This window comes from Chryseobacterium sp. PTM-20240506, assembly GCF_048296755.1.
In the GTDB taxonomy this organism is placed as follows: Bacteria; Bacteroidota; Bacteroidia; order Flavobacteriales; family Weeksellaceae; genus Chryseobacterium; species Chryseobacterium proteolyticum.
On the sequence record NZ_CP182581.1, the window covers coordinates 1,866,131 to 1,881,999 of the forward strand.

Annotated in this window: 17 protein-coding genes and 1 riboswitch; of the genes, 10 read left to right on the forward strand and 7 right to left on the reverse strand. The window is 35.8% G+C overall.

Annotated features, from left to right (window positions below; genetic code table 11):
* Positions 1-8: 8 nt before the first annotated feature.
* The 3 genes from ACNFU2_RS08185 to ACNFU2_RS08195 form a co-directional block, all read right to left on the reverse strand.
* Positions 9-788, reverse strand: coding sequence for an alpha/beta fold hydrolase (locus ACNFU2_RS08185; RefSeq protein ID WP_273648631.1), 780 nt, complete (start codon positions 786-788; stop codon positions 9-11).
* Positions 789-867: 79 nt separating this feature from the next.
* Entirely contained in the window at positions 868-1,587 is a 720-nt protein-coding gene (locus ACNFU2_RS08190) for a pyridoxine 5'-phosphate synthase (RefSeq protein ID WP_172279506.1), read from the reverse strand.
* Positions 1,588-1,674: 87 nt separating this feature from the next.
* Complete coding sequence (locus ACNFU2_RS08195; RefSeq protein WP_273648632.1) at positions 1,675-2,937, reverse strand: mechanosensitive ion channel family protein; 1,263 nt, start codon at positions 2,935-2,937, stop codon at positions 1,675-1,677.
* A 274-nt stretch (positions 2,938-3,211) separates the two neighbouring features.
* Between ACNFU2_RS08195 and ACNFU2_RS08200 the strand changes: the two genes are divergently transcribed.
* The 3 genes from ACNFU2_RS08200 to ACNFU2_RS08210 all read left to right on the forward strand — a co-directional run bounded on the left by ACNFU2_RS08200 (position 3,212) and on the right by ACNFU2_RS08210 (position 5,462).
* On the forward strand, positions 3,212-4,399 hold the full coding sequence (locus tag ACNFU2_RS08200; protein ID WP_273648633.1) for a carboxypeptidase-like regulatory domain-containing protein: 1,188 nt from the start codon (positions 3,212-3,214) through the stop codon (positions 4,397-4,399).
* A gap of 73 nt (positions 4,400-4,472) precedes the next feature.
* Positions 4,473-4,964 carry a DUF456 domain-containing protein gene (locus tag ACNFU2_RS08205; protein WP_273648634.1) on the forward strand — a complete coding sequence of 164 codons (492 nt, stop codon included), beginning with the start codon at positions 4,473-4,475 and terminating at the stop codon, positions 4,962-4,964.
* Between the two features lie 12 nt (positions 4,965-4,976).
* Entirely contained in the window at positions 4,977-5,462 is a 486-nt protein-coding gene (locus ACNFU2_RS08210) for a hypothetical protein (RefSeq protein ID WP_172279511.1), read from the forward strand.
* Here the strand turns inward: ACNFU2_RS08210 and ACNFU2_RS08215 are convergent.
* The gene (locus tag ACNFU2_RS08215) at positions 5,449-6,090 is read right to left on the reverse strand and encodes a uracil-DNA glycosylase (protein WP_172279513.1); all 642 of its coding nucleotides are present in this window, start codon (positions 6,088-6,090) and stop codon (positions 5,449-5,451) included. The two genes, ACNFU2_RS08210 and ACNFU2_RS08215, sit on opposite strands and share 14 nt — an antisense overlap.
* A 78-nt stretch (positions 6,091-6,168) precedes the next feature.
* Entirely contained in the window at positions 6,169-6,672 is a 504-nt protein-coding gene (locus ACNFU2_RS08220) for a GNAT family N-acetyltransferase (protein ID WP_273648635.1), read from the reverse strand.
* Between the two features lie 116 nt (positions 6,673-6,788).
* Here ACNFU2_RS08220 and ACNFU2_RS08225 point away from each other — a divergent pair, with 116 nt between their 5' ends.
* The 3 genes from ACNFU2_RS08225 to ACNFU2_RS08235 all read left to right on the forward strand — a co-directional run bounded on the left by ACNFU2_RS08225 (position 6,789) and on the right by ACNFU2_RS08235 (position 10,696).
* A complete protein-coding gene (locus ACNFU2_RS08225) occupies positions 6,789-8,936 on the forward strand; it encodes an endonuclease MutS2 (protein ID WP_273648637.1) in 2,148 nt (715 codons plus the stop codon).
* A 236-nt stretch (positions 8,937-9,172) separates the two neighbouring features.
* Positions 9,173-9,973 carry a hypothetical protein gene (locus ACNFU2_RS08230; RefSeq protein ID WP_273648638.1) on the forward strand — a complete coding sequence of 267 codons (801 nt, stop codon included), beginning with the start codon at positions 9,173-9,175 and terminating at the stop codon, positions 9,971-9,973.
* Positions 9,974-10,028: 55 nt separating this feature from the next.
* Positions 10,029-10,200, forward strand: a riboswitch (cobalamin riboswitch).
* 112 nt (positions 10,201-10,312) lie between these two features.
* A complete protein-coding gene (locus tag ACNFU2_RS08235; RefSeq protein ID WP_089027276.1) occupies positions 10,313-10,696 on the forward strand; it encodes an acyl-CoA thioesterase in 384 nt (127 codons plus the stop codon).
* Between the two features lie 36 nt (positions 10,697-10,732).
* Here the strand turns inward: ACNFU2_RS08235 and ACNFU2_RS08240 are convergent, their stop codons facing one another.
* Entirely contained in the window at positions 10,733-11,323 is a 591-nt protein-coding gene (locus ACNFU2_RS08240) for an HD domain-containing protein (protein ID WP_418124620.1), read from the reverse strand.
* A gap of 5 nt (positions 11,324-11,328) precedes the next feature.
* A complete protein-coding gene (locus tag ACNFU2_RS08245) occupies positions 11,329-12,015 on the reverse strand; it encodes an FG-GAP repeat protein (RefSeq protein ID WP_273648642.1) in 687 nt (228 codons plus the stop codon).
* A gap of 294 nt (positions 12,016-12,309) precedes the next feature.
* Here ACNFU2_RS08245 and ACNFU2_RS08250 point away from each other — a divergent pair, with 294 nt between their 5' ends.
* The 4 genes from ACNFU2_RS08250 (at position 12,310) to ACNFU2_RS08265 (ending at position 15,717) form a co-directional block, all read left to right on the forward strand.
* Positions 12,310-12,639 carry a PadR family transcriptional regulator gene (locus ACNFU2_RS08250; protein ID WP_089027279.1) on the forward strand — a complete coding sequence of 110 codons (330 nt, stop codon included), beginning with the start codon at positions 12,310-12,312 and terminating at the stop codon, positions 12,637-12,639.
* 11 nt (positions 12,640-12,650) lie between these two features.
* Positions 12,651-14,366 carry a PspC domain-containing protein gene (locus ACNFU2_RS08255; RefSeq protein ID WP_273648644.1) on the forward strand — a complete coding sequence of 572 codons (1,716 nt, stop codon included), beginning with the start codon at positions 12,651-12,653 and terminating at the stop codon, positions 14,364-14,366.
* Positions 14,367-14,676: 310 nt separating this feature from the next.
* Entirely contained in the window at positions 14,677-15,273 is a 597-nt protein-coding gene (locus ACNFU2_RS08260; RefSeq protein WP_306613777.1) for a 1-acyl-sn-glycerol-3-phosphate acyltransferase, read from the forward strand.
* Positions 15,274-15,288: 15 nt separating this feature from the next.
* Positions 15,289-15,717 (forward strand): PaaI family thioesterase, encoded by a 429-nt coding sequence (locus ACNFU2_RS08265; protein ID WP_172279531.1) that lies wholly within the window; start codon positions 15,289-15,291, stop codon positions 15,715-15,717.
* Positions 15,718-15,869 lie beyond the last annotated feature (152 nt).

Consider the following 15,869-nt stretch of genomic DNA (forward strand, 5'->3'; position numbering starts at 1 on the left):
GAATCAAATCAATCCAAACCCAAAAAATTCTTTACTACATGACTAAACTCTGTAGGGTTGTCAGCCTGTACCCAATGAGCTGCATTTTTAACAACGACAATTTTAGCCTTAGGAAACTGTTGTTTAATGGCAAATTCATCCTGTGGGAGAATATAATTGGATTTTTCCCCGGAAATAAATAAAGTTTCACCCTCAAACACTCCAAATTTTATTGCATTGGATACAAACTCATTATATTTTTCGGATAAAGTCTTAAGGTTAAACCTCCAGTTTAGTTTTTTGTTATCGTCCCAATATAAGTTCTTTGTTAAAAACTGAATGGTCGATTTCTCAGGAATATACTGACTAAGAACTGCTTCCACCTCATTTCTCGAGCCTACATTATTGAAATCCACCGTTTCCAATGCTTTAATAATTCCCTGATGGTGCGGAGGATATGCTTTTGGAGAAATGTCAACTACAATAAGCTTTTCTACCTTTTCCGGATACCTTATCGCAAATTGCATTACTGCTTTTCCGCCTAAAGAATGTCCCAGAACATGAGCTTTCTCTATTCCGTAATGATCCATATAATGCGCAATATCATCAGCCAGATCATCATGTGACATACTCTCCGAATGAAAACTTCTTCCATGATTTCTGAGGTCCAGTAAATGAACAGGAAGATATTCCCCTAAATCTTTTCCAAAGCTTCCCCAGTTGTCAAGCATTCCGAACAATCCGTGAAAGACCAATAAAGGAGTAGACGATTTATCCTCGCCAAATATTTTTGAATGTAAAATTTCCATAATTTTTATATTAGATATTAGGTGGTAATTGCAATGTGAAATGATGAATATTCTATTAATTCCCAAAACACAGGAAATCTTACCACTTAGCCAATCTCTTCAAATAAGCCTGAATCGTATTTTCCATACCCATATACAAAGCTTCCGAAACTAATGCATGTCCTATGGAAACTTCCAGCAAATTTGGTATCGTATCCGCAAAGTATTTTAAATTATCAAGACTAAGATCATGCCCCGCGTTAACTCCCAGGCCGAATTCGCCGGCAGCTAAAGCCGTTTCAAGATATGGCTTTATTGCCTGTTCTTTATTCGCGACATAATCCTTTGCATAAGCTTCCGTATACAATTCTATCCTGTCAGTTCCGGTTTTTGCAGCGTATTCTACTAATCCAGGATTAGGATCAAGAAAGATTGAAGTACGGATTCCTGCATTTTTAAATTCGGCAATAACATCAGTAAGAAAATCTAAGTGTTTTTTTGTATCCCAGCCGGCATTAGAAGTAATGGCATCATCTGCATCAGGAACCAATGTTACCTGCTCGGGTTTCACTTCAAGGACCATATCGATGAAGGCACGGTGTGGATTCCCTTCAATATTGAACTCCGTAGTTACCAAAGGTTTCAGATCATAAACATCTTTTCTGGTAATGTGTCTTTCATCAGGTCGAGGATGGATGGTAATCCCCTGTCCTCCGAATTCCTGAATTTTAATTGCAGCTTCTGTTACACTTGGCAATTCGCCTCCTCTTGCATTTCTTAAAGTTGCAATTTTATTAATGTTTACACTTAGTTTTGTCATTTTTATAAGTAGATATTAGAGCTTAGATCCTATATGTCAGATAAAATCCATTGAATATCCAACATGTAAGGTCTAATCTCTTATTTATTAAACTTTCACTGCAACCTGCATTACCTGCAGGTCAAATTCTTTTGAAGCAACCAACAGATGGTCAAAAATATCTGCCTGGATTTGCTCAAAACGCTCCCATTTGGAGTCGTTGGCAAAGCAGTATATTTCCAAGGGCAGCCCATGCGGAGTAATATCCAGCTGACGAACCATCACCACTCCTTTTTGATCAATATCCGGGTCATTTTCTATATATTTCTGGGCGTAATACCTGAAGACTCCAATATTGGTCAGTTGTCGTCCGTTCACAATTTTATCATTATGAGCCAATGATTCTTTTTCCTTTCTGATTTCTATACTTTTTCCTTCCAGGTATTCGGAGATGAGATTGATATCCTTTAGACGAGTGATTTCTTCATCGTTTAAAAACTTAAAAGAATTGATATTAAAATAAATTGATTTTTTTATCCTTCTGGTATTCGATTCGGACATGATCTGAAGATTTTTGATCTCGGTAGTTAACAGATCGTAAGTAGGAATCGTAGAAACCGTTTTATCAAAATTGGTGATTTTGGTCGTTAACAGACTGATATCTGCTATATTACCTTCGATATTGTATTTGGGAATACCAATCCAGTCTCCCACTTTCATGTTTTTAGAAGTGGCAACATGAAGCCCTGTTACAAATCCTAAAATAGTATCTCTGAAAACAAGTACAAGTACAGCAGTGATAGCCCCCAAACTTCCCAAAATTGTTCCTCCTTTGATTCCGAAAATCACACAAATACCAACTACAGTAAGAATAAAAATTCCAAATATCTTGACCGATTCTGAAATAGCATTTAAAGCCATTATCTTATAAAAATCCTGTTTGATAACAAAATAATTCCTCAATGCTGTTAATGCCCTGAATAACATCCCGGCAATAACAAAAATGATCGCTACACTAACAATTAACCCCAATAATTCAAAACTTTTCGGATGTCTCCAAAAGACTGATTTAAGAGCATATTCAGCAAAATTCAATGCACCTAGATGAACTATTGAGTTTGTAATTCTTGACTGATAGATTGATTTTAGAACAGGATATTTTTCTTTATCAAAAAAGAATTTGAATATTGTATTGACAAGAATTTTAAAAATAAAATCTATTACATAGACAAATCCTGCCAAAAATAAAAATTTAAGGATAATCTGACAGGTAAGTACCAAGTCATTGGGCACATTTGCGCTTACAAAATAATGGATCTGATCACTTATATCCTGTAAAAAGTCTTTGGTGTCTTGTAACTCGTCTTTCATTATCGCAAATTTATGAAATTTAAGGATCATTTTAATTAAAACCTATCCATCAATTTTTATCCCAAAATGGATTTCATTTCCATTTTTAATAAAATTTTAAAATCATTATTTTAAAATTTTATTAATTTACTTAAAACATCAATAAATAGGTAAAAAATTAATTAAAAAACATTATTTAAAATAAATAATACTCAAAATTTATCATATTATATTATTTTATATTTAATTATTTATTAAATTTGGTTCAAACTAACCCCATAAAAATCAATCAGATATGAGAAAACACTACTTATTTATTTTATTGTGTGTATTCACACTGTTTATCAACTGCTCCGGAGGAGATGATTCTGCAACACCTTCCGAAAACGTTGGACCAACTGCTATAAAGACAGGAAAACTTACCGGTAAAGTGATGTCACAAAATGGCACTAAACCTATTGGAGGTGCTTCAGTTTTTACATTTGACGACCAGTATAAAATTTATTATACCACTTCAGATGCCAACGGTAACTTTACATTGGATGCTCCGGCTGGAAATCGGACTATCCATATTCAGACGGGTAATGGTAGTAATTTCCGTACGGAAATTTCAGCAACTGTAAAAGATCATGAAACCTTAAATCTCGATGTCAGCCAAACCAAGCTCAATCAGGTTGCAAAAATAGCTTATGTAAAGGGAACGTATGATAAAATTGAGGATATCATTCAGACTTTAGGCTATAATGCCACCGAAATTACTAATGCCGATCTTGCCAACTTAACTGCTATTGCACAATATGACATTATATTTCTCAACTGTGGTTCAAGAAATAATTACTCTTCAAATCCGGGACTTTATACTGTAATTGATGCTAATCTAGCCACTTTTGTTGCTAATGGCGGGAGTATCTATGCTTCGGATTGGGATGTTTCCTATCTGGTAGGTGGGACAAGCAATACGAGTAACTGTTCAATGACCGGAGGGTTTGTTCCTGATACCAAGTTATGTTCTAAAAACATCGGAAGCACAGGTACCCTGGATGCTACGGTAAACAATGCGGGACTTACAACGGCTTTAGGATTTAATACACTTAATATCAACTATGATTTAGGGGCATGGCAAAAAATAATTAATTACGACCCTACTTACTGGGAAGTGTTGGTTAAAGAAACCTCATCAAATGATGCCCTGATGATCAGAACCAATCATTTCACTGCAACAGGCATTCCTACCACTCCAATAGGAAACGCTCCCAATTCAACATTTGTAACGGTTTGTATTACTTTACCAGGCAACATTCAGATCAGTATTTCAGTTCCTCAGGTACTGGTTCCTTATTTGGTAGCGTTAGGGGCCACAGTAGGGCCTTGCTCGGGATCTTCAACCAGTGGGTATATTTATTATACCACTTTCCATAATCATGCTTCAGGAAACATTGGCAACGCAGGTGTAATTCTGCAATATGTAATCTTAAACTTATAGAAAATTCTCAACTTATATGAAAAGGTGGCTTTTTTAAGGCCACTTTTTTTATATTGCATTATATTTTTAAAGAATGGATACTACATTAATTAATACTCTTTGTCTTATTTTACTTGTCCTGGGTATACTGGGCACCTTTCTCCCGGTTCTGCCTGGACTGCTACTCAGCCTTTGCGGATTGTTGATTTACAAATTCGGTACAGATGCGGATCTACCGATGTTGTATATCTGGGTTTTCGGGATTCTTACCGCAGCTTCTGCTGTTCTAAATTATGTGATCCCGGCCAGAACCAATAAAAAATATGGCGGCACAAAATGGGGAAGCATCGGTTCAGTAGTCGGAACTATTGCAGGTATGTTTATTCCCATCCCTTTAGGATTTCTGATCGGTATGTTTGCAGGAGTATTTATTGGAGAACTTCTTCACGACAGTAAGGACATGGATAAAGCCCTGAAATCCACAAAAGGAGCCTTTATTGGATTCATATACGGTACGGGATTCGGTTTTGTGGTAGGTGTGGCAATGTTTTTGGTAGTAATATTGAATATGCTTGATTATATTTAAAAAAGAAATACCATGATATACAAAACCATTGTACTCAGTTTAGGAATGCTTGTGCTTACCAATTGTAATGCACAAAAGGGGTCTAAGCCATCCGCAGCAACTAACACAAAAGAAAAAACAATGAATAAGGAAGGAGACATTATTTACTTCAATGAGGGAGAAAACAGATTCCTCAAAGAATATCAGATGAATGTTACTTTTACCAATATTTCCGAAGACAGCCGTTGTCCGGAAGGCGTTAATTGCATTTGGGCAGGTGTCGCGGTGGCCAATGTACTGGTTATGGGGACTACAACGAGACCTGTAACGTTAACATTAGCCACAATGGATAATCCGGGAAGAAACTATGTACAATCTGCAGAATTTAATGGATATACCATCTCATTAAAAGATGTTACCCCCTATCCGACTGCACAAGAAGGAACAAAAGGACTTCCGGGAAAATACAAAATTGGAATTACCATCAAAAAAACAGGCGAAAAAACTACCACGAAATAGGTTTCTTCCCTTTTGAGATAAGATATTCATTAATTTTTGAGAAAGGCTTGCTTCCAAAAAACCCCCTGTATACGGAAAAAGGTGAAGGATGCGCCGATTTCAAAATAAAGTGCTTGGCCGGATCAATAAGTTCGGCTTTTTTTTGTGCAAAAGCTCCCCAAAGCACAAAGACTACATTTTCTTTTTTATCTGAAATCTCCTTAATGATAAAGTCTGTAAATTTTTCCCATCCCAAATCTTTATGGGAATTGGGAGAATGAGCACGTACTGTTAATGTTGCATTTAGCAACAGTACTCCCTGTTTTCCCCAATCATCCAGCTCTTTAGAAGTCCTTACTACTCCAAGGTCATCTTTCAATTCAATAAAAATGTTCTTTAGAGAAGGTGGAGCCGCCACCTGCTCTGAAACAGAAAAGCACAATCCGTTAGCCTGGTAATCATTATGATAAGGGTCCTGGCCAATAATCACCACTTCAATATCATCAAAAGGTGTAATTTCCAGTGCCCTGAAAATTTGATTTTTCGGGGGAAATACTTTGGTGGTTGCATATTCTTGTTTTACCTTCTCCCAAAGGTTTTTAAAATATTCAGTACTTTTTATAGGTGCTAAAACTTCTGTCCAGGTCATTGTTTCAATTCAATAATTTGAAAATGGGTTAATTTATTGATTAAATGCCTATTGGCTAATTACTCCGCTACAGGTCAATTATTTCTTTAAGCTAAAAATAATTCCCTCAGGAAAATCTTCATCTTTTTTATCCTGTTCTAAAACAAAATTATATTTTAAAAGCAGGGTTTTTGAACTATTATTATCTTGATGGGTAGTAGCTATAATCTCCTGCAAATTTAATTCATTAAAACCAAAATGTAAAACAGCATCCAATGCTTCAGACATAATTCCCTGTCTGTGATAGTCCGGCAAGAGCTCATAGCCTACTTCTGCTATCTTTCTGTCTTCAGAAAAATTCCACAAACATATCGTTCCGATAAGGTTGGGTTGATCTTTATATGAAATACCCAGATATACAGTTTCGTTATTTTGGGTATTTCTTTTTATCGTTAAAATAAAATCCAGTGCATCATAATTCGTTTTTGGTGAATTACGCAAGATGTATCTGTTGATTTCTTCATTGCTACGGATCCTAAGAATGTCTTCAACATCGGTTTCTTCAATATTTCTTAAAATCAAACGATTGGTTTCTATTCTCATATTTCAAATGTACTAAAACATTCATTTAAAAAAGATCAGGACCATAAAATTTTCAAAATATCTCATTTTCAAATTATCATCTCATCAAATTCACAATTTCTCACTAAATTTGCATTGTGTATATAAATAAAGAAGATTTAGACGAATTAGAATTTCCGCAATTGCTCGCGGAAATTTCTCCTTTTGCGTATTCTCCGAAAACGAGAGAAAAAATTCTTCAACTTCGTCCTATGGAAATCGACGAAGCAGAGCTTTCTTTGAAAAAAACTTCGGAATATCTTTCAAGTTTTGAAAGTTCAAATGCTATCCCATTTGATGAATATGAAGATATTGAAGCGGAACTGAAATTAATGCTGATTGAGAACTATCGACTGGAAAACAGCGCATTCATCAAGATAAAAACACTCACGGAACAAATCGGAAAGCTACAAAAGTTCTTTCCCACCATGCCGGATACTTTTCCCAATCTTCTGGAAAATGTTTCAGTTCTTGAATTTAAAAAAGAGATCATTGATAAGGTTGATAAAGTCTTCAACCGTTTTGGAGAGGTAAAAAGCGAAGCTTCACCCGTTCTAAAAACATTACGGACAGAAATTCAGCATGCCAAAAAAGCAATTCAGGAAAATTTCAACCGGGCCTTGTTCAATTATGGGCAAAGTGATTTTCTGGATGACATCCGTGAGAGTATTATAGAGGACCAAAGAGTTTTAGCAGTAAAATCTGCGTATAAAAAAAGGGTTTCCGGAAGAGTCTTGGGACTTTCAAAAACCGGATCCATTACCTATATACAGCCGGACAGCGTAGTCAGCCACTATTTTAAATTGAAGGAAGCTGAAGAGGAGGAAAAGAAAGAAATTGATAAGATCCTGAGGAAACTTACAGCTGAATTAGCCGAATTTCAACCTCAGCTCTGGAGGTATCAAAAATACATTTTTGATCTTGATTTAACGAGGGCAAAAGCCAAATTTGCAGAATTAATCCATGGAGTACTGCCTAAAATCAACCGCCATAAAACCCTGAGATTAAGAGAAGCTTTTCATCCATTGTTATGGCTAAGGAATAAAGCAGAGAACAAAACGATCCACCCACAAACATTGAGTCTGACGGAACATAACAGGATCATCTGTATCTCCGGTCCCAATGCAGGGGGAAAATCAATAACCTTAAAAACGGTAGGATTACTACAGCTGATGATCCAAAGTGGAATCCTCGTTCCCACTCACCCGAAATCCGAAATGTTTTTCTTTGACAAAATCATGACTGATATTGGAGACAATCAGTCTATAGAAAACCATCTTTCGACATATTCTTCGAGATTAAAGAAAATGTCCGGAATCATCAGGGAATCAGACGCCAATACGCTCCTGTTAATTGATGAGTTTGGAACAGGTTCCGATCCGGAACTGGGAGGTGCCCTGGCAGAAAGTTTCCTTGAATTTTTCTACGACAAAAAAAGTTTCGCGATTATCACCACACACTATACCAATATCAAACTGGTGATAGAACAACTCCCTAATGCTGAAAATGCGGCGATGCTATTCAATGAAGAAACTCTGGAACCGATGTACAAACTGGAGGTAGGCCAGGCAGGAAGTTCCTTTACTTTTGAAGTTGCCGAAAAGAATAAAATTCCCAGATTCATTATCCATTCTGCAAAGAAAAAGGTAGAACACGATATTGTAAACCTTGATAAAACCATTGTTAAGCTACAGCAGGAAAAATTTGAAGTTGAAAAGCTTAAAACAGATCTGGCTGAAAGAAAGGAATCGGTAGAAGATAAACGGGATAACCTTCAAAAGCTGAATGAACAACTTCAGCAAAAATTATTCAATTTTCAAAAGCTGTATGAAGAAGAACATCGGAAGCTTCAGTTCGGGAACAAAATCGAATCTTTTATCGAAAGCTACGTTAAGGGAAAATCCAGGAAGGATGTGGTAAAAGATTTCGTGAAGATTTTAGAACAGGAAAAATTCAGAAAAATAGGTGCTGATAAAGATGAAACCAAACGTCTTCAGATTGTAAAAAGAAAGATCACCCAGCAGCTGAAAAAAGAAGAGGTTATTGAAAAAATCGCAGAAACCAACGAAAAAATAGAGGAAAAACGCAAAACCGATCGTGAGATCTGGATGAAAGTGGGACAACGGGTGCGTATTACAGGAAGTACCAGTGTCGGCACGATTGAAAAAATTTCAAGAAATAAAGTGATTGTCAATTATGGAACCTTTAAAACAACCATTGATGCCGATGAGCTTGAAAGAATTTAAAAATTGATTTAATAATAAATGAGAGTGCTTTTAGCACTCTCTTATTCTTTACTCTTTACTCTTTACTCTTCCTTCTTCCCAAAAAATTTCGCCTTACCGAATTTCTATCCTCCTCCAACCTAACAGAATAAATTCCTTTTGTAAAACTTTCTTTAGCAAATAAAGAAGATTTAGGAAGCTATAATTATGTTCCGAAATGCTTTTAATTTATATATTTGAAGTATCAAAAATTTTTCATGATGATTTCCGTAAACAAAGCATTCTATTTATCTGCCTTCAGTTTATTTTCATTAGCCTTCCTAAAAGGGCAGCAAAAAATTCCTTTTGGAGTTGTAAAAGCAGAAGAAGGCTATGCCAATGTACGGGTGGCAAAGGATAATTACAGAAAAATTGTAGACAAAATCAGAATGCGTAAAGGGGATGTTTTTCTTTATGTAAAACCGGCTCCCGGAGAAACAGAATGGCTATGGATCAAATATCCCGATAAGCAGGATACTGAAAAGCCTTTTGTGAGATATGAAAATCTTGATAAGGAAGGTATGGTGAATAAAGACCGTGTAGCCTTTATTGATCAGTTGCCTCAATACACACCTTCCAAATCCAAAAACGGAAGATCCCTCATTTTCACAGATAATAACAACCCCAAAATACCTACCGCTCAAAGGAGTAAAGTAATCATCGATATTTATCCTTCTAATGCCAGCTACCGTAAACAGGAAAAAGATACGGATGGAACGATATTAACCATTGATAAAGTTAAACCCTGGGGAATAAGCAAAGAACTTCCGGAAGGGATGACCGAAATCAAATCGATCCGGGTACAGCAGGTGGGGCGTGGCTCTGTCTTTGTGAGAGAAGCCATCAAAAATATGTTCCAGCCTACTATGGATTTCAATAACATCAGTGTAGCTGCTATTGATAATGATAATATTTTCCTTTATATGGTGAACGGATCAGGTGAAAACAGGTATACCACACTCTGGACAATCAAACAGGGCCGGGTGGCTCATCAGATTATTTTTAAAAATCCGGAATAATTCACCTTACTTCTCTGTATTATCCTTATTTTTGCACCTGAAAAAGTCTTACCACTTATTCATCACAGGAATGGGTTCTGCCTAACGCAGATTAAAAGGGAATCGTGTGAAAATCACGAGCTGTCGCGCAACTGTAAGTAACAAAATGTAGGATCCACTGTGCCATGCATGGGAAGGGATTAAAGATGTTACAAGTCAGGAGACCTGCCTTTTCTTTGAACAAGAAACTTTCGCGGCCTGAAGTTTATTGATCTGATGGATGTTTTCAGGAATATACTAATTCCTAGATTATTCTGTTTATTTCAATAATTTCATCCCGCTTTAATTTAATAATGAAATATGACTACAGAAGAAAGAATTCAAGCATCTGAAACCAGAATCTTTAAAGCGGTTTTCCCCAACACAACCAATCATTACGATACCCTTTTTGGTGGTACAGCGATGCAATTGATGGATGAAGTGGCATTTATTACCGCTACCCGCTTTGCAAGAAAACGAGTGGTAACTGTAAGCAGCGACAAAATTGATTTTAAAAAGCCTATTCCTGCAGGAACTATTGTAGAATTGATAGGAACAGTTTCCCATGTCGGGACTACCAGTATGAAGGTAAACGTAGAAATTTATACAGAACAGATGTATTCGTATGAAAGAGAAAGAGCTATTGTTGGAGATTTCACTTTCGTAGCTATAGACGAATTTAAAAAGCCTGTACAGATACTATAATCAGAAAAAAACGCAAGCCTTCGGCTTGCGTTTTATTTATCTTAAAACTTTTTCTGTTTCTAAACTTTTACTAAGTAAAAACTGGAATGCTTCTCCCATTTCATCAGAAGCCCGGCTGATGGCATTTTCCAGCATATTCCTGATCTGGCTTTCTGTTACCTTAGCTTCTGTCCAGCTTTTTCCTGAAGTATGCGAATTCAGGATAAACGGCATGATCCTGTCTATTGCACAGGCAAAAATAGCATCAGGGGTCTGTTCTTCTTCAAATTCCAGCCACAAATTAAAGAATTCCGAACGCAAAGGTTCATCAAGAATCCCGAAAATTTTCTGGGCAGACAATTTTTCTCTTTCAAATTTGCCCACCATGGCTTTTTCGTCAAATAAAAATGTATCTCCAGCTTCTATTTCTACCAGATCGTGGATAGAAAGAATCCGTATCACCCTTAACAGATCGATATCAGCCCTGTTTTTAGCATAGGGGAAAAGTACCTGTGCTAAAATAATGATCTGCCATGAGTGTTCAGCAGTATTTTCTCTTCTTGAATCATCGGCATTATAATTCCTTCTCTGTACATTTTTTAATGCATCTACAGCAAGAATAAAATCAATTTCCTTTTGTATTTTCATGTTTCCTATTCTTTATAATATTCTTTGATTGGATATCTCTTTGTTTTTATGATCCATTTATTTTTAATCTTTTCGCGTCGGGTTACTTTTACAGATTCATCATTCATGGCATCTTCTTCCAGTTCAAAGACCTTATCAAGTCCTTTTCCGGGCAGCACTCTGTATTCTGTGGTTAAATGCCAGCAACAACCGGATTTAGAAAATGTTATGAGTCTTTTCCTTTTTGGATCTGTCTGAAACATTCCCAGATTTTCGCGGGCAAGATCAGTTAATTCCTCACTGATCACGAATTGCTTTCTTGTCGTATTATAGACATATACGTCATAGGAAGGACCACCATAGCTGCTTTCATTACCATTTCGGATAGCAATATCTTCAAAACCGTCAAAGTTAAAATCTTTAAATATCAGCGGGCTCTGTTCATCATAAAGCTGAATAACATTAACACTAGGTTGTTGATCCTTACCAAGGTAAAAATAAAGATCATCAGAAGTGAACTCCTGTAAAGTCCGCGAGGTCCTTTTATCTTTCAGTATAATTGTACCATTTCCACTACATTTATCAGCATCACAATCCTGAACAGTGATCTCCGCATTATACAATAAGGATCCATCTTTAATTTCAAAATGCTGCTGACCGGAGCAAAAAGATCCTAAAATAATAAAGATGATCAAGATTACAGAACTATTCAAAATTAACTTTTTTGCTCAGTATACAGATGACTGAAAATTTCCATAACAAAAATAAGAATAGCGTTAAGAATGACCATCATTTATCTTCTATTTTAATTGATTTTAGTTTTCTTAAAAAAATAGATAAAATTTATTTAATTGAAAATCAGTTAATTAAATAAAAGTAAATAAAAATTTCACTACTTTGTATTGCATAATACCATTTTAATTACATATCTTTGTAATGTAAAATAAGAATAGGTTCAACTAGCTAGGAACCGGATTCTAAATATAACTAATTAAAACCTTATTAAGATGAATACTGAAAATACCAAAGCGCAAATGCGAAAAGGGATTCTGGAATTCTGTATTTTAAGTCTTATCAATCATCGTGAAATGTATGTTTCCGACCTTATAGATGAACTAAAAAAAGGAAAACTGGATGTAGTAGAAGGCACACTCTACCCTCTTTTAACAAGATTAAAAAATGGTGAGTTTCTCTCTTACAGATGGGAAGAATCAACAGGAGGCCCACCGAGAAAATACTACCAGATTACAGAAAAAGGAAAGTTGTTTTTAGGTGAACTTCTCAATACCTGGAACGAATTAACAGATTCAGTAAACCAAATCACTCAAAAAAATTAAAAAACAAAGCTATGAACAAGACACTCTCAATAGGACTCGCAGGTTTTTCTTTTACAATAGAGGAACACGCATACATAAAGCTAAGCGATTACCTTAATGCACTAAGAAGCTCTCTGGATGCTTCAGAAGCAGATGAGGTAATGCATGACATAGAAATAAGAATGGTTGAAATCTTCAGAGATTCATTAGGAAAAAGAGAAGTTATCAACGATACTGATGTAGAAGGAGTAATTGCACAAATCGGAACACCGGAAAAAATCGAAGAACAGGAAGAAGCATATTATTCAGAGAAAAACTCTAAAAGAACAAGCCACTCAGGCGCAGAATATTCAGACAAAAGACAATTATTCCGTGATCCTGAAAGACAAAAGATCGCCGGTGTGTGTGCAGGTCTGGCCCATTATGTAGGAATGGATATTACTGCCATGAGAGCAATCTGGCTTGGAGTATTTATCCTGGGAATATTTACAGCTGCTATATCCTCTTCACTTATTGCATTACTTTATATTATTCTGTGGATCGTACTTCCCAAAGCAGAAACTGCTGCAGATTTTTTGAAAATGAAGGGAAAGCCTATGAACTTCGACAATCTTAAAAATGAATCGAATAAGCTGGTACAATTTGCCAACGAATCTACTCAGAGAGTCGGAGAAATATACATCGAAAACAAACCTTACATTAATAATGCAGGAAGCGGGATATGGAACGTAGTGAGATATGTTCTTGGAGGAATCTTCGCACTGATCTCTTTTTCTTGTCTGATCGGAGTATTTGTAGTCTTCGGATTTATGGGAACTAATGATTTCCCTCCTATTAACGAAATGAATTTCTATTTCGACAATGACGGAATGAAGTATACCATTATGGCCATGATCATTTTAGGAAGTTTAATTCCTGCCCTGTTATTTGCCTTATTAAGTATCAAATTAATTTCGCCTAAAACAAAATTAAGAAATACGGGTTGGGTTTTGGGAGCATTATTCCTTGGATTGATCGCATTATCTACTTATTTTGGAGTGAGTATGGCAAGAAAAGACATGTTTCTAAAAGGCCACAAAGAAGACACCGAAGAGGTATCTATCAATACAACATCAGATAGTGTTTATGTAGACCTTAAACAAATTGTTATTCCACAAAACTTCCTTGGATATGACGATGACCTTTACTCAGATAAAGTAAACGTTTTCAAAAAGAACTGGATCCATGTTGACGTAACAAGAAAAGCCGATATAAAAACCCCTTACTTAATCATTAAAAAAGAAGCAAGAGGATATAATATCCCGTTAAACGTAAGTGTTCCTGTAGAAGTTGTAAATAACAAGGTGATACTTCCTAATTACATCAAATATCCATATGAACATCGTTTCAGAGATTACAGTATAGAATATGAGCTTGTAGTTCCACAGAATGTAGTGGTACTTCCAATCAAAAAAGACGGAATTAATTTCGACGGGGACCTGAACGGTGACGGAATAGATGACGATGATGAAAATTCTGATGATGATCAGGCAAATATCAGAATCGAGAAAAATAAGATCTCCGTTAATGGTTCTACTATAGAGTACAACTCCAATGATAAGGATAGCATCATTATCAACGGAAAAAAAGTTCCAAACTCTAAAGCAGAAAAGATAATGGATTCCGTAAAGTCTGACATCAAGAAAAAAGGTAAAGTAGACATCCAGATCAAGGATGGAAAAGACGAAATTTCCATAAAAACCAAATAATAAACTGCAGAGAGTGGCAGAAGGTGTGAATGGAAGACAACAGTTTGAAATTCACACTCTTCTTCTCTCAAAAGTGACAAAAAATATTATTTATTAGTTCTTTATGTTAAAAAATTGTCATACCTTCGTATAGTTATTTAATTCATAACCAAATCAATTAAAAAAACCTCAACCATGGTACAAGTAGCATTAGAAATTATAATGAAAATCGTAGATTTAATCAGCGGTTTATTTTAAGAGCGATAATATTTCAATATATTTGTAAAGTATAACCTTTTGGTTATACTTTTTCTGTTTTAATACGAAATCTATGAAAAAACTAATCGGCAAAATAATGTTGAAACTGATGGGTTGGAAAGTCGTGCTTCAGGGCGACGTCAACAGCCTTAACAGGTGTATTCTTGTAGTAGCACCTCATACCCATAACATGGAATACATTTTAGGGAATTTTGCTTATTGGTCTTTGGAAAAGCCATTGAAGATAATCATTAAAGATGCTCATACCAAAGGATGGTATGGCGGAATCGTGAAAGGTCTGGGAGGAATTGGTATCGACAGAAGTCAGAAAAATGATCTTGTTAATTTTGTTGCCAAGCAATTTGCAAAGGAAGATTTCAGTTTGGTTATTACTCCCGAGGGAACCAGAAGTTGGGTTCCGAAATGGAGAAAAGGTTTTTACCATATGGCTTTAGCTGCAAAAGTTCCTATTGTTCTGGCTGCCGGGGATTTTAAAAGGAAGATTATTTATCTCGGATATACGATCCCTTATGAAAGAATTGCTTCGGCTCCTTTTTCAGAAATTATGGATGAGATCCAGAATTATTATATAAAAAATGATATTGTCCCGAAAGTTCCTGCCAACTGGAATCCCAATATCATGGGAACAGAAAATGGAGCACAATCATAAAATAATTACCGCTATATGAAAGATATGACCAAAGAGGAGTTATTGAACTTTCTTAACAACTGGGGTGAAGAAACCTTAGCAAAAGCACTTGAAATAAAATTTATCGATATTGATCAGGAAAACGAAGTCCTTACGGCAACAATGCCGGTTTTACCCAGAGTACATCAGCCATTTGGAATTCTCCACGGCGGAGCAAGTTGTGTATTAGCGGAAACGTTGGGTTCAAGCCTGTCCAATATTTTTATCGATGGTGAGAAATACTATGGTGTCGGTACCAACATCAACTCCAACCACTTAAGAAGCAAAAAAGATGGAATTATTACCGGCACGGCACGTTTCATAAGAAAAGGAAAAACAATGCATGTTTCTGAAATTGAGATCCGTGACGAAAAAGGACAACTCATCAACCACACCACAATGACCAATAACATCATCAACCGGTAATTTCATTACTAATAAAAATACAAAGGCTCAAGTATATTTGAGTCTTTTTTATGATATAGCGCAAGAATTTCAAAAAACAATCCAATTGATTTTGACGTTTCTAAGACTAACAATACCTTTGCATAACGGAAAAGCAGCTTAACATTTTTATT